This is a genomic window from Nesterenkonia sp. HG001 (genome assembly GCF_034438835.1).
Taxonomy (GTDB): Bacteria; Actinomycetota; Actinomycetes; order Actinomycetales; family Micrococcaceae; genus Nesterenkonia; species Nesterenkonia xinjiangensis.
The window spans coordinates 222,217-241,102 of the sequence record NZ_JAOSZD010000002.1 but is presented as its reverse complement, the minus strand read 5'-3'; the positions used below and the strand labels follow the sequence as shown (position 1 = coordinate 241,102).

16 protein-coding genes and 1 tRNA gene are annotated in these 18,886 nt (G+C 70.5%); 12 read left to right on the top strand and 5 right to left on the bottom strand.

Translation table 11 applies throughout. The features are described from left to right. Positions 1-32 precede the first annotated feature (32 nt). The 5 genes from ureB to ODE13_RS03780 all read left to right on the top strand — a co-directional run bounded on the left by ureB (position 33) and on the right by ODE13_RS03780 (position 4,419). Positions 33-404: an urease subunit beta gene (gene ureB, locus ODE13_RS03800; RefSeq protein ID WP_322478038.1), complete on the top strand. Its 372-nt coding sequence runs from the start codon at positions 33-35 to the stop codon at positions 402-404. Beyond that, entirely contained in the window at positions 404-2,107 is a 1,704-nt protein-coding gene (locus ODE13_RS03795) for an urease subunit alpha (RefSeq protein WP_322478037.1), read from the top strand. The genes ureB and ODE13_RS03795 overlap by 1 nt, the downstream gene beginning before the upstream one ends. After that, positions 2,107-2,871 carry an urease accessory UreF family protein gene (locus tag ODE13_RS03790; RefSeq protein ID WP_322478036.1) on the top strand — a complete coding sequence of 255 codons (765 nt, stop codon included), beginning with the start codon at positions 2,107-2,109 and terminating at the stop codon, positions 2,869-2,871. Before ODE13_RS03795 ends, ODE13_RS03790 begins: the two co-directional genes overlap by 1 nt. Beyond that, positions 2,864-3,622 (top strand): urease accessory protein UreG, encoded by a 759-nt coding sequence (gene ureG / locus ODE13_RS03785; protein WP_322478035.1) that lies wholly within the window; start codon positions 2,864-2,866, stop codon positions 3,620-3,622. Before ODE13_RS03790 ends, ureG begins: the two co-directional genes overlap by 8 nt. 65 nt (positions 3,623-3,687) lie before the next feature. After that, positions 3,688-4,419 carry an urease accessory protein UreD gene (locus tag ODE13_RS03780; protein ID WP_322478034.1) on the top strand — a complete coding sequence of 244 codons (732 nt, stop codon included), beginning with the start codon at positions 3,688-3,690 and terminating at the stop codon, positions 4,417-4,419. A gap of 79 nt (positions 4,420-4,498) precedes the next feature. On the opposite strand, the gene ODE13_RS03775 is transcribed toward ODE13_RS03780, so the two are convergent. After that, positions 4,499-6,343: a phosphoenolpyruvate carboxykinase (GTP) gene (locus tag ODE13_RS03775; RefSeq protein ID WP_322478033.1), complete on the bottom strand. Its 1,845-nt coding sequence runs from the start codon at positions 6,341-6,343 to the stop codon at positions 4,499-4,501. Between the two features lie 345 nt (positions 6,344-6,688). Between ODE13_RS03775 and ODE13_RS03770 the strand changes: the two genes are divergently transcribed. Continuing rightward, positions 6,689-6,762 (top strand) — tRNA-Arg (locus ODE13_RS03770). Positions 6,763-6,935: 173 nt separating this feature from the next. Continuing rightward, positions 6,936-8,837, top strand: a complete 1,902-nt coding sequence (locus ODE13_RS03765; RefSeq protein ID WP_322478032.1) for a DUF2207 family protein — start codon at positions 6,936-6,938, stop codon at positions 8,835-8,837. 12 nt (positions 8,838-8,849) lie between these two features. On the opposite strand, the gene ODE13_RS03760 is transcribed toward ODE13_RS03765, so the two are convergent. Continuing rightward, positions 8,850-9,932, bottom strand: coding sequence for an aldo/keto reductase (locus tag ODE13_RS03760; protein ID WP_322478031.1), 1,083 nt, complete (start codon positions 9,930-9,932; stop codon positions 8,850-8,852). A gap of 161 nt (positions 9,933-10,093) precedes the next feature. Then, positions 10,094-10,618, bottom strand: a complete 525-nt coding sequence (locus ODE13_RS03755) for a GNAT family N-acetyltransferase (RefSeq protein WP_322478030.1) — start codon at positions 10,616-10,618, stop codon at positions 10,094-10,096. Between the two features lie 262 nt (positions 10,619-10,880). Between ODE13_RS03755 and ODE13_RS03750 the strand changes: the two genes are divergently transcribed. From ODE13_RS03750 to ODE13_RS03730, 5 genes are all read left to right on the top strand, one after another. Continuing rightward, complete coding sequence (locus tag ODE13_RS03750) at positions 10,881-11,687, top strand: DeoR/GlpR family DNA-binding transcription regulator (protein ID WP_322478029.1); 807 nt, start codon at positions 10,881-10,883, stop codon at positions 11,685-11,687. Then, positions 11,684-12,682, top strand: coding sequence for a hexose kinase (locus ODE13_RS03745; RefSeq protein WP_322478028.1), 999 nt, complete (start codon positions 11,684-11,686; stop codon positions 12,680-12,682). The genes ODE13_RS03750 and ODE13_RS03745 overlap by 4 nt, the downstream gene beginning before the upstream one ends. Positions 12,683-12,756: 74 nt before the next feature. After that, positions 12,757-14,802 (top strand): fructose-specific PTS transporter subunit EIIC, encoded by a 2,046-nt coding sequence (locus ODE13_RS03740; protein WP_322478027.1) that lies wholly within the window; start codon positions 12,757-12,759, stop codon positions 14,800-14,802. Between the two features lie 178 nt (positions 14,803-14,980). Beyond that, positions 14,981-16,735 carry a phosphoenolpyruvate--protein phosphotransferase gene (gene ptsP / locus ODE13_RS03735; RefSeq protein WP_322478026.1) on the top strand — a complete coding sequence of 585 codons (1,755 nt, stop codon included), beginning with the start codon at positions 14,981-14,983 and terminating at the stop codon, positions 16,733-16,735. A gap of 99 nt (positions 16,736-16,834) precedes the next feature. After that, a complete protein-coding gene (locus ODE13_RS03730; RefSeq protein ID WP_179540761.1) occupies positions 16,835-17,107 on the top strand; it encodes an HPr family phosphocarrier protein in 273 nt (90 codons plus the stop codon). A 118-nt stretch (positions 17,108-17,225) separates the two neighbouring features. Here ODE13_RS03730 and ODE13_RS03725 read toward each other — a convergent pair whose 3' ends face one another. Beyond that, complete coding sequence (locus tag ODE13_RS03725) at positions 17,226-17,735, bottom strand: SixA phosphatase family protein (protein WP_322478025.1); 510 nt, start codon at positions 17,733-17,735, stop codon at positions 17,226-17,228. A 28-nt stretch (positions 17,736-17,763) separates the two neighbouring features. Further along, positions 17,764-18,576 carry a winged helix-turn-helix domain-containing protein gene (locus ODE13_RS03720; RefSeq protein WP_322478024.1) on the bottom strand — a complete coding sequence of 271 codons (813 nt, stop codon included), beginning with the start codon at positions 18,574-18,576 and terminating at the stop codon, positions 17,764-17,766. Between the last annotated feature and the right edge of the window lie 310 nt (positions 18,577-18,886).

Genomic DNA, 18,886 nt, shown 5'->3' with positions numbered 1-18,886 from the left:
CACCGACCCTTTCCCGACGCGGAGGAGCCATCATGGCAGGCAGCACCACATCAGGCCCGGGCGCCGTCCGCGTCCGTGCCGGCAGCATCGAACTCAACGCGGACCGCACCGACGATGAACGCATCCGCCTGATCTTCACCAACACCGGCGATCGCCCCGTGCAGGTGGGCTCCCATCTGCATCTGCCCGACGCCAATCCGGCCCTGGAGTTCGACAGGGCCCGCGCCCAGGGCTTCCGCCTCGACGTGCCCGCCGGGGCGTCCCAGCGGTTCGAACCGGGCGCCTCCCGCGCCCTCGACGCGGTCGCACTGCGCGGCCGCCGGGTGGTGGCCGGACTGCAGGTCCGTCCGGAGCCCCTCGACCTGGACGCCCCTGCCGGAAACTCCCGGGAGGGTGAGGACTGATGGTCAGCATCGACCGCGAGACCTATGCCGCCATGTTCGGTCCCACTGCGGGCGACCAGCTGCGGCTCGGCGACACCGACCTCTGGATCGAAGTCGAGGAGGACCGCACCGTCGGCGGCGACGAAGCGGTCTTCGGCGGGGGCAAGTCGATCCGCGAGTCCATGGCCCAGAGCATGCTCAGCCGGGCGGCAGGCGCGCTGGACACGGTGATCACCAACGCGATCATCCTCGACTGGTGGGGAGTCGTCCGCGCGGACATCGGCATCCGCGACGGTCGGATCGTCGGCATCGGGCACGCAGGGAATCCGGACATCTCTGATGGCATCGACCCGGAGCTGATCATCGGCCCCTCCACCGACGTCATCTCCGGGGAGGGCAAGATCGTCACCGCCGGAGCCATCGACTCCCATGTGCACCTGATCTCTCAGTCGCAGATCCACGAGGCCCTCGCCACCGGGATCACCACGGTGGTCGGCGGCGGCACGGGCCCTTCCGAGGGTTCGAAGGCCACCACCGTGACCCCGGGTCCCTGGCACCTGCGGCAGATGCTGCGCGCCCTGGACACCCTGCCCGTCAACGTGCTCCTGCTGGGCAAGGGCAACACGGTCTCCACGGCCGGCCTCGAGGAGCAGGCCCTCGGCGGGGCCGCCGGATACAAGGTCCATGAGGACTGGGGATCCACCCCTGCGGCGATCGACGCCGCCCTGAGCGCCGCGGACCGCTGGGGGCTGCAGGTGGCGCTGCACTCGGACTCGCTCAACGAGGCCGGATTCGTGGAGTCCACGATCCGCGCCATCGACGGACGCTCGATCCACGCCTTCCACATCGAGGGAGCCGGCGGCGGGCACGCCCCGGACATCCTGACCCTGGCGGGCCTGCCGCACATCATCCCCGGCTCCACGAACCCCACCCTTCCGCATACGGTCAACACCGTGGCCGAGCACCTGGACATGCTGATGGTCTGCCATCATCTGAACCCGTCGGTGCCTGAGGACCTGGCCTTCGCCGAATCCCGCATCCGAGGGACCACGATCGCCGCCGAGGACATCCTCCACGACATGGGGGCGCTGTCCATCACCTCCTCCGATGCGCAGGCCATGGGACGGATCGGGGAGGTCATCACCCGCACCTGGCAGGTCGCCCATGTGATGAAGGGCCGGCTGGGGCCGCTGGACGGCGGAATGCCTGCGGACAACGAACGCGCCCGACGCTACGTGGCCAAGTACACGGTGAACCCCGCGATCGCCCACGGCATCGCCCACGACGTCGGCTCCGTCGAGACCGGACGGATGGCGGACCTGGTGGTCTGGGACCCGCGGTTCTTCGGCGTGCGGCCTTCGGTGGTGGTCAAGGCCGGCAGCATCGTCTGGGGCGCCCTGGGTGACCCCAACGCCTCCATCCCGACTCCGCAGCCGGTGCTCCAGCGGCCCACCTTCGGCCACCTTGCGGGCGCCGACCATGCGGTGACCTATGTCGCCCCGGCTGCACTCGACGCCGGATTGGAACAGACCCTCGGACTGCGGCGCCGCCTCCGGCCGGTGACCTCCACCCGGGACATCGGGAAGGCCGAGATGAGGAACAACTCCGTCCTGCCGGAGATCACGGTGCGTCCCGACACCTTCGAGATCTCCATCGACGGCGAGGCCGTGGAACCGGCTCCGGCCGAGGAGCTCCCACTGGCGCAGTTCTACTCGATGTTCTGATGTCGCAGCCCGATCTCGGCGCGGCGGCCCCTCCCGCCCTGGCCGCCCAGACCGTCGCCCTGCTGCTGGCCGACTCACGTCTGCCCTCGGGCGGCCACGTCAACTCCGCGGGACTTGAACCGGCCCTGCTGGCGGGGATGCCGCTCAGCCAGGTGCCGCTGTTCCTGCGGACCAGGGCGCGCACCGTCTCTCTGGTCGACGCGGCGACGGCCGTCGTCGTCCGCGGCCAGCTGATGCGGCTCGGCGGTCACGGCGCCGCAGGAGGCACTGAGATACGCACGCAGCTGCGCATGATCGAACGGCAGTGGGCGGCCCGGACGCCGAGCCAGGCGGCACGGAGCATCGCCCGGGAGCTGGGGCGCGGCCTGCTGCGCCTGACCCGCTCACTGTGGCCGGAGTCTCCGGGGCTGGAGATGCTGCGCGACCTCGGAGGCCCCCAGACCGGTGACGCCCGGGATGCGCGGGCACGCCCGCTGGTCATGGGGGCGGTGGCCGCACACACCGGCCTGGACGCCGCCTCATTGATGCGGCTGTCCATATACGACGACGTCGCCTCCGCCGCGGCTGCCCTGCTGAAGCTCGAACCCGGGGATCCTGTGGCCGCGATGGCGCTGGTGCTGGAGGCCTGCCGAGCGGCCGAACCCGACGTCGCAGCCCTGGCCCACATCACCCAGGCCGAGGAGATCCCCGCGCCGAGCGCACCACAGACCGAAGAATGGACAGAACGTCACACACTCACCACCAGGAGGTTGTTCCGTGCCTGAGAACCCTGCACCCGCCCTCGTCCCGACCGCCGCGCCCCCCGAGTCCTCGCGGCGTGCCCTGCGCCTGGGCATCGCGGGCCCGGTGGGCACCGGTAAGTCCTCGCTGATCGCGCTGATCTGCCGCGCCCTCGGCGACGAGCTGCGCCTGGGGGTGATCACCAATGACATCTACACCGACGAGGACGCCCGGTTCCTGCGCTCCGCCGGGGTCCTGGATCCCGAGCGCATCCGTGCCGTGGAGACCGGGGCCTGCCCCCACACCGCGATCCGCGACGACGTCACCGCCAATCTGCTGGCCACCGAGGACATGGAACGCGACTTCGCCCCGCTGGACACGGTGCTCATCGAGTCCGGCGGCGACAATCTCACCGCGACCTTCTCCCCCGCCCTGGTGGACGCCCAGATCTTCGTGCTGGACGTGGCCGGAGGCGGCGACGTCGCGCGCAAGGGCGGTCCCGGGATCGGCCGGGCCGACCTGCTCGTGGTCAACAAGACGGACCTCGCCCCCTACGTGGGCGTGGATGTGGAGCGCATGGTCGCCGATGCAGAGGAGGCCAGGGAGGGCCGCGCCGTGCTGGCCCTCTCCCGCGAGGACGACCAGTCCGTGCAGGCGCTGCGCCGCTGGGTGCTGCAGGTGCTCGCGGCCCACCGCTCCGGAGAGCACATCCCGCAGGACCCAGGGCCTATGGCACCCCACTTCCATGCTGACGAGGAGCACCCGGAGGGCGGGTACGTGCATGCCCACGCCTGACGATCGGCGCATGCCCACGCCTGACGATCGTCGGATGCCCGCAGACGGAGGGTGGGAGCGCCCGCATGCGCATCCAGCTCTGCGCCGGTGAGCCGCGGGCCAGGACCGAGCTGATCGTCGGGAAGCTGGCGCCCCGGCTCATCTCCCGGGGCCCCCGCCACGCCCACGTGGGGGTGACCGCCGCCGAGATGATCCTGCTCGACGGGGACAGCCTCACCGCCGAGGTCAGGGTCGGGGCCGGCTGCGTCCTGCGCGTCGAGGACATCGGGGGCACCGTCGCCTATCCGCGGCGTGCATCCCAGACCGGGCTGTCTGCTTCCGCAGAACGCGTGCAGGGTCGACAGACCGCCTCCTGGCACCTGGACATCCAGGTCGAGGACGGCGGGACCCTGCTGTGGCACGGACTGCCCTTCGTCATCGCGGAGGCCGCCGACGTCGTCCGTCGAACCTCTGTCAGGCTCGGACACGGTGCCCGCGCCGTGCTGCGCGAGACCCTCGTGCTGGGACGGCACGGGGAGCAGGGCGGGCGGATCCGCTCCGCGCTCGAGGTCCAAGACCCCGACGGTCCGCTCCTCCTCGAGGAGCTGACGGTGGACGGCGCCCGCCCTGAGCCGGGGGTCCTCGGAGGTCAGCGGGTGGCTGACACGATCCTGGCCGCCGGATTCCGGCCCCCTGCCCGCCCGGGCGATCTCCTGCTGGAGGCCCCGGGGGCGCTCGCACGCCTTCTGGGAACGGCCGCCCATGACTCCCCGCTGGACACCCGGTTCCAGGAGTGGGTGGCGGCGGCGACGCACTGACCGCTCAGACCGGTGCCCCGGCGACGCGTCGTCGCCGGGGCACCTGCCGATCATCTCTCAGCCGGGAACGTGGCTCTGGTCAGCCGCCCATCCGATCGCGCAGCTGCTGGAGCTCGTCCTGGATGGACTGCGGCAGGGAGCCGCCGAACCGCTCGAACCACTGCTCGATGTCGGCCAGTTCGGCACGCCACTCCTGCGGATCGACCCTCAGGGCATCGTGGAGGTCCTCGTCGGAGATGTCGAGCCCGGTGGTGTCCAGCGCCTCCGGCGTGGGGGTCAGGCCGATCGGCGTCTCGACGGCCTCTCCACGGCCCTCGATGCGCTCCACGATCCACTTCAGCACCCTGGAGTTCTCAGCGAAGCCGGGCCAGGCGAAGCCGCCGTCGCGGTTCCGGCGGAACCAGTTGACCAGGAAGATCTTCGGCAGCTTCTCGGGGTCGGCCTTCCCGGAGACCCGCACCCAGTGGTTGAGGTAGTCCCCGGCGTCGTAGCCGATGAAGGGCAGCATCGCCATCGGGTCACGGCGCACCTTGCCCACTGCGCCCTCTGCGGCGGCGGTGGTCTCTGAGGAGAGCGTGGCGCCGAAGAAGATGCCGTGGTTCCAGTCTCGGGACTCCGTGACGAGCGGGACCGTCGTCTTGCGCCGACCTCCGAAGAGGATCGCGTCCAGCTTGACGCCGTCCGCGGAGTAGTACTCCTCGGCCAGCATGTCGGTCTGGTCGATGGGGGTGCAGAACCGCGCGTTCGGGTGGGCGGCCGGCGTCTCGGAGTCCGGGGTCCACTCGTTGCCCTGCCAGTCGGTGAGGTGCGACGGCGGCTCCTCCGTCATGCCTTCCCACCAGACGCCGCCGTCGTCGGTCAGGGCACAGTTGGTGAAGACCGAGTTGCCTTTGGCGATGGCGCGCATGGCGTTGGCGTTGGTGTGCCAGCCGGTGCCCGGTGCGACCCCGAAGTATCCGGCCTCGGGGTTGACCACACGGAACTCGCCGTCCTTGCCCGGGCGGATCCAGGTGATGTCATCGCCCAGGGTCTCGGCGGTCCATCCTTCGAGGGTGGGGTCGATCAGCGCCAGGTTGGTCTTCCCGCAGGCTGAGGGGAAGGCCCCGGAGATGAAGTGGCTCCGCCCCTGCGGGCTGGTGAGCTTGAGGATGAGCATGTGTTCGGCCAGCCATCCCTCGTCCCTGGCCATGGCCGAGGCGATGCGCAGCGCGTAGCACTTCTTGCCCAGCAGGGCGTTGCCGCCGTAGCCGGAGCCGTAGGACCAGATCTCCCGGGTCTCCGGGAAGTGGACGATGTACTTCTCCTTGTTGCACGGCCAGGCGACGTCGTCCTGGCCGGGCTCCAGAGGGGCGCCCACGGAGTGCACCGCGGGCACGAAGAACGCGTCGAGCTCCTCCATGCGGCGCACCACATCGGTGCCGATGCGGGCCATGATCCGCATCGAGGTCACCACGTAGGCGGAGTCGGTGACCTCCACCCCGAACTTGGGGTCCTCAGCGTCGAGAGGACCCATCACGAACGGGATGACGTACATCGTCCGACCGCGCATGGCGCCGTCGAACACTCCTGAGAGGGTCTCGCGCATCTCGGCGGGGTCCACCCAGTTGTTCGTGAAGCCGGCGTCGCGCTCGGCCTCCGAGCAGATGAAGGTGCGGGACTCCACGCGGGCGACATCGGCGGGGTCGGAGAATGCGGCGAAGGAGTTCGGGAAGTCGGGACTGGTCAGACGGGTGAAGGTTCCTGCCGCGACGAGCTCGTCTGTCAGGCCGACATATTCTTCTTCGCTGCCGTCCACCCAGTGGATCCGATCCGGCGTGGTCAGTTCTGCGATGTCGCTGACGAACTGGATCAGCTTCTCGTGTGTCGTGGGGGCATCCACGTGGATGTCCTCCGCACCGGGCGTCTTTGCAACGGTGTCGACCATCGTTTCCCTCCATTGGGTTCCTGAAGTGCACGGTCCGCTCAATCGCACTCCTGTGTGCGGCCACGACGATGGACATCGCACGTCGACGGTGACGTGCGCCGGCTGGCGTCCACATCATCGTGGACACCGAGCGCGTCGGAGCCTTGAGCAACCGGTCCTTCAACTGTACTTCCCCGCGCGCACGGTGACCCCAAGGAAGTCCACATAATGGGAGACGGATGCTGGTTGAACCGATTTTCGTGAGGAACACCACTCTCTCAAGGGGGATTTTGCCCTCGCTCCGCAGCGCGTGTATAGTTTTCTAGGTCGAGATCGCGAGGGCGTGATCGGCGGACAACAGAACATGCGCCTATAGCTCAGCTGGATAGAGCGTCGGTCTACGGAACCGAAGGTCTGGGGTTCGAATCCCTATGGGCGCACCGAAGAGAAGCCCCGCGGCGATGATTCGCCGCGGGGCTTCGTCGTGCCCGTGGAGTCATGTCCGTATCCCCGATCCCTCCCACCTACCCGCCCTCGATCTGCGCCGGATCTGACCGAACATCCTCCTCTCGGAGGATCCGGCAACGCGGGGCTGCGACCTAGGCTGTTCGCCATGCACGCTCTGTTTCGCGCACATGCCGCTCCTGCCGCCGTCGCCGCCCTCTGCTTGGGGACGCTGGGCCTGACCGCTTCCCCAGCCGCGGCCTCCGGTGACCCCGAAGATGATGTGGTCCGCGACCTGAGCATCAGCATCGACCTCGACGAGGACGGCGTGATGCACGTCCAGGAGACCTATGACTGGGACTTCGGGGAGCGCGAAGGGCTGGGCTTCTTCCGCACCCTGAGCACCGAGCTGCCCACCGACGAAGGACGTCGCCTCTACGACGTCGACGACTTCGAGCTCAGCAGTCCCAGCGGCGCCCCTGCCGAGGTCGCCGATGTCGAAGAGACCAGCGACGGTCTGCGACTCAGCCTCGGCGCACCGGACGACTCAGAGGAGACACGCACTGGCCTGCAGACCTACGAGCTGCGGTACACCGTCCACGGGGCCGTCGATCCGGCCTCCTGGGAGTGGATCACCGCCGGGCCGGACCAGGACGTCCCCATCGAGCGCGTCACCACCGAGGTCACGGCCCCCGCGGAGATCCTCGACGCCGCCTGCTGGCAGGGCGCCGACTCCGACCTGGACGACGGCGTCGCCTGCACCGCCGAGGTCGACGGCGACACCGTCACGGCCACCGCCACAGGGCTGGCCCCGGGCGGTTGGCAGGGGGTGCAGGTCGACGTCCCCGAGGGCACCTTCTCCGAGGCCACCCCGATCTATGCCGAGCCCACCGCGCTGGAGCGCCTCGGCGACGACCTCGCCCCCACCACCGACCGCATCAGCCAGACCCTGCTCGATGCCTGGTGGGCGGTGTCCGCCGTGGTCGTAGCCGCCGTCGCGGGGCTGGTGGCTCTCCGCCGACGCTCCGGCCGCGATGAGCACTTCCCCGGACTTGTCCCCGGCGTGCTCCCGGAGCCCGGAACCACGCTGGAGACCGCGCGGCTGGAGCACGAGCCGCCGCCGACGGCACGTCACACCGTGCCTGATGACCTGCGTCCGTACGAGGCGGCCCTGCTCTGGCGCAAGTCCACCCTGTTCCTTCCGGCCGATTTCACCACCCTCACGCTGGTGGATCTGGCCGCCCGAGGGCACCTTCGCCTGGAGGAGACCCCTGGCTCAGACGGGGACGACTCGGGCCCGGACTGGATCGTGTCCGCCACCGGTGCCCACGGCACGGGACTGGCCGGGTGGGATAAGGACCTGCTCGCAGCGGTCGTCGCGGCAGGAGACGGAGACCGGATCCGGCTCTCCGACCTGGACGGAGACTTCTCCTCGGCGGCTCAGAAGGCCCAGTCGAAAGCCGTGGAGGCCTTCGACTCCCGGCATCTGCTGGCCCGGCGCCTCGGCGGTGTCGGCAGCCTGTGGGGTTGGGCCGCCGCGGCCGTGACCCTTCTGCTGCTCATCCTCACCATCGTCGGCTGGGCCACGCAGCTGCCGACGTCGCTGAATCTGCTGCTGACTGGGGCCACCGCGATCCTCGTCCTCCTGGGGCTGACCTGGATGGCGACCTCCAGCAGGAGTAATCCGCGCACGGCACTCGGCCGAGCCCACCTGGAGCAGCTGCGCGGGCTGCGGCGGGGCCAGGCCGCCGTCGTCGACCTCTCGCCGAGTCCCGCGGACACCCCGGAGGAGCTCACGCCGGAGGAGATCACGGCCCAACTGCCCTATGCCATGGCGCTGGGCGACGACGAACGCTGGGCCGCCCTGGCCGATGCGCGCTCCCGCATGGACCCGTCGTCCTGGGAGCGCCATCAGGGTCTCTCGACCGTGAGCTGGGTGGTGCTGGCCACGAGTCTGCAGAGCACGATCGGCGCATCCCACAGCTCCTCCGGGACGGGTTCCGGAGGAGCCGGCTCATCAGGATTCTCCGCCGGGTCCTTCGGCGGAGGTGGAGGCGTCGCCGGCCGGTGACGGGCGCCGTGGTCAGCCCAGCTGGGCCTGCATGGCCTCCACGATGCTCCGCTCACCCTCGGTGATGCGCTCCGAGGCCATGTCCGCCTGGTGCCAGAACGGGTAGGCGATCCCCGGCCGGGCAGCCTCCTCGATACGGGCGTGCTCCTCCTCGCCGAGCTCCAGGTGCAGGGAACCCAGCAGGTCCTCCCACTGCTCCATGCTGCGGGCGGCCACGGCCAGATTCGTCACCCCCGGACGCTGCAGCAGCCAGGCGAGCACCACCTGCGGGATCGTCGCACCCAGGCCGGCGGCCACCTCGTCGAGGGCTTCCACGACGTCGTACAGCGTCCCCCAGTCGCCGACCCGCAGATCGGAACCGTCGCCGTCGGTCATCCGGGTCCCGCCCTCAGGCGAGGTTCCGCGGCGGTGCTTGCCGGTGAGCAGGCCCATGCCCAGCGGACTCCAGGCCTGCGTGCCGATGCCCTGGTCGCTGGCGGCGGGGATCATCTCGTATTCGGCCTCCCGCGCACTGGGGCTGTAATGGATCTGCTGGACCACGGGCTTGATGAATCCGTGCCGCTCGCAGACCATGAGGGCCTTCATCAGCTGCCAGCCGGTGTAGTTGGAGACGCCGTAGTAGCGGATCTTCCCGCTGCGGACCAGCCCGTCCATGGTCTGCAGGGTCTCCTCCAGCGGCGTCTCGCCGTCCCAGTGGTGCAGGTAGAACAGGTCGATGTGATCCCGGCCGATGCGGCGCAGCGACTGCTCGACCTGCTGCAGCAGGTGCCAGCGTGAGGCGCCGGCGTCGTTGGGGCCCTCCCCCACGGCGAGCCGGGCCTTGGTGGTGACCAGCCAGGAGTCGCCGTGGTCGCTGATCCGCAGCGCTTCGCCCAGGATCTCCTCGGCCACTCCCAGGGAGTAGAAGTTGGCGGTGTCGACCAGGTTGATGCCGGCCTCTGCGCCGCGATCCAGCAGGGCGGCTGCCTCCCGGGCGTCCAGATCTCCCATGTGCTCCATGCCGTGGGCGCCGCCGAAGGGCAGAGTGCCCAGAGCGAGCGGGCTGACACGCAGCCCGCAGGTGGCCGAGAGCGGGCGGTGGAACGCAGTGTCCATGGAGTTCTCCTTCACAGTGCGGATGTGCTCTGTGCCGGCGACGCCATCGGCGCACGGCCACCGCCACGGTAGAACCTGCCCCACGCGCCGGACAAGGGCTTAGGTGCCCGGAGGAGGGCCCCAAGGCTCGACGGCGGCGAAGCCCGAAAAACGCGCGGGGGTCAGAGGCAGCGCCTCATGCGCACCCCGCTGCCGCCCTCCCAGCTGGTCGCGCCGGCCTCCTGGAAGCCATTGCTCTCCAACACACGCCGGGAGGCGGGGTTCTCGTGGGAGACGTCCGCGGTGATGACTCGGAGCCCGTAGGACCGGACCGCGAGCTCACAGATCTTCGCCACCGCCCACGTGGCCACGCCTCGGCCGCTCACAGACTCCGCGACCCGATACCCGAGCGTGGCCTGGCCGGCGTCGACGTCGATCAGATTGATCCGACCGATGATCTCCTCCGCGCATGCCGTCGGCTCCCTCGCCGGCTCGGGCGTCTCAGGGGCGTGGGTGACGATCACGTGGAGCAGATCGGTGCCTGCGGACTGCGCGTCCAGCAGCGCCTGCATGCGCTGGTCGAACTCTTCGAAGAAGGCGTCTCCACGGTCAGGGATGAAGTGGGCGAAGTACTCACGGTTGCGCTCCTCGAAGCGCAGCAGCCGGTCCCGATGCGCTGCGGACAGCGGTTCGATCCTCCAAGCCATGGGCGGCCCCCCCTCCAGCTCTGCACGGCAGGTCATGTCTCCGGCACTGTAGCGGAATCCGGACTGGGCACCCCTGCACGGCGTTGCATCCACAGAAAAACACAGATAAAGTCTGGCAAATCCCACCGAACGTGGGTAGAATCACACTCACAGCGTCCTTCGGTCCGCCCAGGCTCCGTGGCCCAGCCCACGGAGCCGAGCAGCCGGAGGCGCCCCGGAACCAAAACCCCTGCACTCTCACCGCCGAGGACCGGAGGACGCTATGGCCCTGCTCGCCCCGGAGCGCCACGAACGCATCCTGGCCCACCTGCGCACCCACGGCACAGTGACCGTTCAGCAGATCGCCGAGGATCTCTTCGTCACCCGCGAGACCGTCCGGCGCGACCTGGACCAGCTGGAGTCCGCGGGCTCCCTGCGGCGCGTGCACGGCGGCGCGGTCTCCTCCTCCCCCTCCTCCCGCACGGAGACCTCCTGGCGGGACCGCCGCTCCAGCCGGGCCGAGCAGAAGCAGGCCATCGCCCGCGCCGCACTGGAGTTCCTCCCCCCTGCCGGCACCGGCTCCCTGCTGATGGACGCCGGCACCTCCACCGAAGCCCTCGCCGACCTCATCGCCGAGGAGGTCCGTGATGCCGACCCGGCCGGTTCCCGGATGCTGATCACCAACGCCGTGCCCATCGCCCAGAAGCTCAGCGACGTCGGCGCCGTCGACGTCGAGATCCTCGGCGGCCAGGTGCGCGGCCTCACCGGCGCGGTGGTCGGGGAGCAGGCCCTGGCGACCCTGGCCCGCCGTCAGGCCGACGTCGCATTCCTGGGCACCAACGGTGTCGACGCCGCCTTCGGCCTCTCCACTCCGGATGCCGCAGAAGCCGCCATGAAGTCCGCGCTCCTCCGTGCCGCCCGCACCTCGGTGCTGCTGGCCGACTCCTCCAAGCTCGGCCGCTCCACCCTCATCCGCTTTGCCGAGCTGAAAGAGATCTCCGTGCTCATCACTGATGCCGAGCCCGAAGCCGAACTCGCCGAGGCCCTCGAGGCCGCCGAGGTGACTGTCGTCGTGGCGGTGCCACGATGATCATCACCCTCACCCCCAACCCCAGTCTCGACAAGACCGTCGAGCTGGACGCCCCGCTGGCCCCCGGCGCCGTCCAGCGCGCGGTGCGCGCCTCAGCAGAACCCGGCGGCAAGGGCGTGAACATCTCGCGCGCCCTGGTCGCCGCCGGCCAGGAGACCCTGGCGGTGCTCCCCGGCGACGCCGCCGACCCAGTCCTCGCCGCACTGCGCGAGATTCATGTGCCCCACCGAGGACTCGCCCTCGGCGAAGCAGTGCGCACGAACATCACCGTGACCGACCCAGCCGGAACCACCACCAAGATCAACGAGCCCGGCCCCGCCTTCGACACCGTGCGCACCCAGGCCCTGCTCTCCCTGACCCTCAGCAGCGCAGACGGCGCCTCCTGGGCCGCGCTGGCCGGCTCACTGCCCCCCGGCGTGCCCACCGACTTCTATGCGCAGGTCATCACCGGGCTGCGTACCGCCTGCGACGGCCGCACCCCGAAGATCGCCCTGGACTCCTCCGGGCCCGCGCTGGCCGCCGCCGTCGCCGCGGAGCCGGAACTGATCAAGCCCAACGGTGAGGAGCTGCTGGAGCTGGTCACTTTGCTGACCGGTCAGGCGCCGCTCTTCCCCGACGGCACCTCGATCCGGGCCGAGGAGCTGGAGCGCCGCCCCGACGACGTGCTCCGCCTCGTCCGCACCACCCAGGACCACGGCGTCCGCGCCGCCCTGGTCACCCTCGGCGCCCACGGGGCGCTGTTCGTCCCGGCCGAGCCCGAGGCCCAGGTGCTGCGCGCCTGGGGCCCCGAGCTCGTGGCACGCTCCACCGTCGGCGCCGGTGACGCCTCCCTGGCCGGCTTCCTACTGGCCGACCAGCTCGGTCGGAGCACCGCCGACCGTCTCCGCCAGGCCGCGGCACAAGGTCGTGCGGCCGCCGCTCTCCCCGGATCGGTCATGCCGAGCCCGGAAGATCTCGACCTCGACGTCGTCGTCGTGGAACCCCATCCCGCCTGATCCACCGGCCCTTCAGCCGGGCGCATCTGCCGGACCGCCACGAAACACCGCACCAGAACTGCGAGGCCCACGCCATGAACAGCATCATCACTCCGGAGCTCGTCAGCCTTGACGAGATCCGCCCCAGCGACAAGCGGGAGGTCATCGTCTCCCTGGCCTCCCGCGTCCAGCAGGCGGGCCGCACCACGGCCGCCGACTCCCTCATCGCCGACGCCTGGGCACGTGAGGAGAAGTCCGCCACCGGCATGCCCGGCGGTGTGGCCATCCCACACTGCCGCACCTCGGCCGTCCACGAGGCCACGCTGGCCTTCGCCCGTCTGGACGAGCCGGTGGACTTCGGCGCCAAGGACGGCCCTGCCGACCTGGTGTTCTTCATCGCCGCGCCCGACGGCGCCGACAAGGCCCACCTGAAGATCCTCGCCGCCCTGGCCCGTTCGCTGGTGCGGAAGGACTTCGTCGCCACCCTGCGCGAGGCCGCCGACGAGCAGCAGGTGGTGGACCTCGTCACCGAGGCCGTGGCACCGGCGGTGGCCGAGCTCGAGGACGCCGCCGCCTCCCGGCCCGCCGACGCCCCACCCGAGGCACCCGCTGCATCTGCGGTGCCGGCCGCGCCCGCGCCAGGCACTCGGCGGCTGGTCGCCGTCACCGCCTGCCCCACCGGCATCGCCCACACTTACATGGCCGCCGACGCGATCAAGCAGGCCGCCGAGGAGAAGGGCGTGGAGATCCACATCGAGACGCAGGGCTCGGCAGGCGCCACCGCGCTGCCCGCCGACGTCGTCTCGGCCGCCGACGCAGTGATCTTCGCCGTGGACGTCGACGTCCGGGACAAGGCCCGGTTCGCCGGCAAGCCCGTGATCCACGTGCCCGTCAAGCGCGGCATCGATGAGCCCCACGCGCTGGTCGACCGGGCGCTGGCCGCCGTGGACGACCCGAACGCCCCGCGTGTCTCCGCCGAGGAGTCCGGCGAGGAGTCCCACGCCGGCCCCGACGAGAGCTTCGGCAAGAAGACCCAGCGCGTGCTGATGACCGGTGTCTCCTACATGATCCCGTTCGTCGCCGCCGGTGGCCTGCTCATCGCGCTGGGCTTCCTGCTCGGCGGATATGACATCACCGAGGTCGCGGACGACGTCGCGCTCGGCAACACCCTCTTCAACCTTCCCGACGGAGGGCTGCTCACCTACCTGGGCGCGGTGGCCTTCACGATCGGGGCGACCTCGATGGGCTTCCTGGTGCCCGCCCTGGCCGGCTACATCGCCTACGGCATGGCCGACCGGCCCGGCATCGCCCCCGGCTTCACCGCCGGCATGGTCGCCGTGACCATGGACGCCGGATTCATCGGCGGCATCGTCGGAGGTGTCCTCGCCGGTGCCGTGGCAGCAGGCTTCCGCCGTCTGGAGGTGCCCCGCTGGCTGGCCGGCCTGATGCCGGTGGTCATCATCCCGCTGATCGCCACCGCCGTCTCCTCCGGGCTCATGTTCCTGCTCCTGGGCGGACCCATCGCCCAGCTGACCACAGCGCTGGAGTCCTGGCTGTCCGGAATGACCGGCACCGCCGCCGTCGTGCTGGGCATCGTACTGGGGCTGATGATGTGCATCGACCTGGGCGGTCCGATCAACAAGGTGGCCTACTCCTTCGCCGTGGCCGGTCTCGCCGCGGGATCCATCACCGACAACCCGGGCCCGCTGATGATCATGGCCGCGGTCATGGCCGCCGGCATGGTGCCGCCACTGGGCATGGCGCTGGCCACCTTCCTGGACCGGAGCCTGTTCACCGTCGCGGAGCGGGAGAACGGCAAGACGGCGGTCCTGCTCGGTGCCGCGTTCATCTCCGAGGGGGCGATCCCGTTCGCCGCGGCCGACCCGCTGCGCGTGCTGCCCTCGGCGATGGCCGGCGGTGCGGTGACCGGCGCCCTGACGATGGCCATGGGAGTCACCTCCCAGGCGCCACACGGCGGCGCGTTCGTGTTCTTCGCGATCGACTCCTTCGTCCTGTTCGTCCTGGCAGTGCTCGCCGGATCCGTGGTGACCGCCCTCGTGGTCATCGCTCTGAAGCGGTGGACCCGCAGCACCCCGCCAGGAGTTCCGGCCGCCGCCCAGCCCGCGACGGCGACCGCCTGACCGGAGCAGCTCCGCTGCCCCTCGGCCACCCCCCCCCCCGGTGACCGACCCCTGACCCCGCGCCGATGCGGCGGCCCCGGCACACCCCGGGCCCGCCGCATCGGCGTGCTCCCACGCGGGCCGCGTCACAGGCCGTCCCGCGTGCCCAGATCCGCACCGCACCACCTAGGATTCATCCATGAGCTCCCCCGAGAACATCAGCACAGCCCCCGCTCAGCCTGCGAGCACCCTTCCGGGCACCCGGTTCACCGGAGTGGGGGTCTGCCCCGGACGCGCCGTCGGACCAGTGCTGTCCATGCCGGAGCCGGTCGCCGAACCGGAGAACGCCCCGCGCGACTCGGGCCTCAGCGAGGCCAGCGCCGTCGAGTCCCTGGAGTCGGCCACGGCCGCCGTCGCCGAGCAGCTGCGCGCCCGCGCCGCGGAGGCCAGCGGGGACGCCAAGGGGGTGCTGGAGGCCACTGCCATGATGGCCACCGACTCCATGCTAAAGAAGGCGGCGCTCAAACGGATCTCTGGGGGCAAGACCGAAGAGCGGTCCTTCTACGAGGCTGCCGCCGAGGTCACCTCGATGCTCGCCTCCCTGGGCGGGAAGATGGCCGAGCGCCAGCGCGATGTCCGCGACGTGCGGGACCGCGTCATCGCCCAGCTGCGCGGCATCACCCCGCCGGGCATCCCGCACAGCGACACCCCGTTCATCCTGCTGGCTGAGGACCTCGCCCCGGCCGACACCGCCACGCTGGACCCGCAGAAGGTCCTGGCGCTCGTCACCCAGGACGGCGGGCCTCAGTCGCACACCGCGATCATCGCCCGCTCCCTGGACCTGCCTGCGGTGGTCGCCGCCCCCGGAGTGCTGCAGATCGCCGACGGCACCGAGGTCCACGTCGACGGCGCCGCCGGCGTCATCGACACCGAGATCACCGAGGAGCTCCGCGCCGAGGTGGAGGCCCACCGTGCACGCCGCGCGCAGATCTCCGCATTCGACGGCGACGGCCGGCTCGCCGACGGCGCCGCACTGCCGCTGCTGGCCAATGTGGGCAACGGCGCTGACGCGCGTGCCGCCGCGGCGGCGGGCGCCCAGGGCGTGGGCCTGTTCCGCACCGAGTTCCTCTTCTTCGACCGCGACTCCGAGCCGAGCCATGAGGAGCAGGTCTCCGCCTACCGCGAGGTCTTCGAGGCCTTCACCTCCCGCGGCACTGCCGAGGCTCCGGCGAAGGTCGTGCTGCGCACCCTCGACGCCGGCGCCGACAAGCCGCTGCCCTTCCTCACCGATGCCCAGGAGCCCAACCCGGCGCTGGGCGTGCGCGGCTTCCGCACCGAGCACTCCTCCCCCGGGGTGCTGGCCCGTCAGCTGGCCGCCGTCGCGGAGGCGGAGAAGGCCGCCGGGGAGGGCGTCGACGTCTGGGTGATGGCCCCGATGATCTCCACCGCCGAGGAGGCCGCCCAGTTCCGCACGATGGCCGAGCACGCAGGGCTGAAGACGCCCGGGGTGATGATCGAGGTGCCGGCGGCCGCGCTGACCGCCGGCCCGATCACTGAAGAAGTCGAGTTCGTCTCCATCGGCACCAACGACCTCACCCAGTACACGATGGCCTCGGACCGTCAGCTGGGTTCGCTGGCCGCCCTCAACGACGCCTGGCAGCCTGCGGTGCTGCAGCTCATCGGCGCCACCGGCTCCGCCTCCCACGGCCCGGTGGGCGTCTGCGGCGAGGCGGCCGCGGACCCCGCACTGGCTCCGGTGCTGGTGGGACTCGGCGCGACCTCTCTGTCGATGAGTGCCGCGGCCCTGCCTTCGGTGGCCGCCGTGCTGCGCACCGTCAGTCTCGCCCAGGCCGAGGAGCTCGCCGCGGCCGCGACCGCCGCTCGCTCCTCGTCCGAGGCCCGCGCCGCCGTCGTCGCCCAGCTGCCGGCGCTGCAGGAGCTGGGCCTCGCCTGAGGCCCGGCACACCATAAGATGTGTACAGACCTGCGGCGGAGACGCCGCAGGGCATCACGCTCACCCGAGCACGACTCCAGACCAGCAGGAGGAGAACCCATGGCCCAGAGGACCGCAACCATCGGCTCCAAGGCAGGACTGCACGCGCGTCCTGCGGCCGTCTTCGCAGAAGCGGCGAGCGCACAGCCCGTGGAGGTGAGCATCGCGAAGGCGGACAGCCCCGAGGAGACCTTCGACGCAGGCAGCATCCTGGGCCTGATGGGCATCGGTGCCGAGTTCGGCGACCAGGTCGTGCTCACTGCTGAGGGCGACGGTGCCGACTCCGCACTCGACGAGCTGGTGCGCATCCTGGAGACCGAACAGGACGACTGACTCTCATCCTGCGAGGCCACGCAGCCCGACGCACGGAGGCCGGTGCGCGGATCCTGAGGATCTGCGCACCGGCCTCCGTGCGTCTGGGGTCCTGCTCAGCCCCGACGGTGCGCCGGCATCAGTCCCAGAAGTCCACAAGCCGAGAGTCCCGCCCGTCCAGCTCGGCCCAGGGCCTGTCGATGACGAAACGGGCCAGGCCCGCCGTCGGGTAGCGGGAGGCCAGGCGCAGCACCGGATCTTCCTGTGAGTCCACGGAGGCCAGCTCCATGCAGAGGTCCTGCACCGTGGGCAGGTGGCCGATGACCAGCAGCCGTCGCACGGTCTCCGGAGTCTCGTTGATGATGGCGAGCATGTGCCGGGACGAGGCCCCGTAGAGACGACCGTCGAGGTACGGGGTGGGAGCCTTCTCGCCGAGCTCATGGTTGATCCAGAGGCAGGTCTGCCGGGTGCGCATGGCATCGGAGCAGACGGTGGCGTCCGGCATCACCTGGTGCTGCACCATCCGCTGCCCGACGGCGCGGGCCTGCTCCGCGCCATGGATGGTGAGCGTGCGGCCATGGTCGTCCTCGGAGAAGGCGTGCCCGGCCTGGGCGTGGCGGAGGACGAGCAGTTCGACGGAGTCGGTCATGATCTCCTCCCGGGGCGCGTGGCGCCGATCAGATGCTGTATTCGGGGGCGGCCCAGACGGTGACCTCGGGGTGCTCGTAGAACCGGTAGCCCTGGCCGCGCACGGTGCGCACCGTGTTCGCGAGCCGACCCAGCTTGGAGCGCAGCCGACGGATGTGCACGTCGATGGTGCGCTCGTTGGGCATCTGGTCCGCATCGATGTTGCGCCACAGGGCCTGCAGGAGCTCCTCACGGCCCACGGTGCGGGTGCCGTTCTCCACGAGGTAGTTCAGCAGCTCGAACTCCTTGTAGGTGAGATTGAGGCTCTCCCCGTCAAGCTTCACCTCGCGCCGGGAGAGGTCGATCAGCACTCCGGAGTTCGTCGGGGCCTGCGGCGCGGCGATGGGCGCCTCCATGGTGCGGTGCGTGACGGTCGGATCACCGAGCGCCTGCCTCACGACGTCGAGATCGCTGCCCTCTGCGGCGGCCGATGCCATGGCCATCGCGATGTGGACCTGCGACTCCGGGGCGATGGACTCGACGTAGTCGCGCAGCTCACTGGCGATCTTGTGCAGCGAGGTGCCGGCGGCGGTGGCGGTGTCCTCGTCGAGGCCCACGTAGACGACGAACCCGCGGGCGACGACGTCGGGCTGGACCAGCTGGGGCCCTCCCCCGTTCTGGGCCACTACGGGGACCGGGCCGGTTCGGGGCTGCTCGGAGGACCTGGTGCGGCTGGACCTGCCCCGGGCTGCCTGCTCACCGCCGTCGCGCATTCGACGCGCGATCTCCGCACGACGTGCCGCGTTGCGCACGGACACGTGGACATACCCGGGGTTGGGGACCTGACTCGGACGTGCGGACATGTGCTGGTTCTCCCTGGCTACGGGCCGGTGGATTCGACCTCAAGACTCCATGTCATAAAAGAAAAAAGCAAGTAACAAAGCCTGGAATATTCCACATGCTGAGACCATACGGCGTGTTTGTGAGCAGGCTCACGTTTTCAGGGGGCGAATGAGGGCTCGCCAGACCGCGGAGGAAGACTGCAAGCGGCCTCGAGGAACGCCGCAGAACCACCGTCGCAGGCGCCCCGGCGCTGTGGTGGACCGGAGGACAGCAGCGCCGAGCTCCGCCACCCGGACGTCGCCGGGCCTCCAGGCAAGGCGCGAATCATAG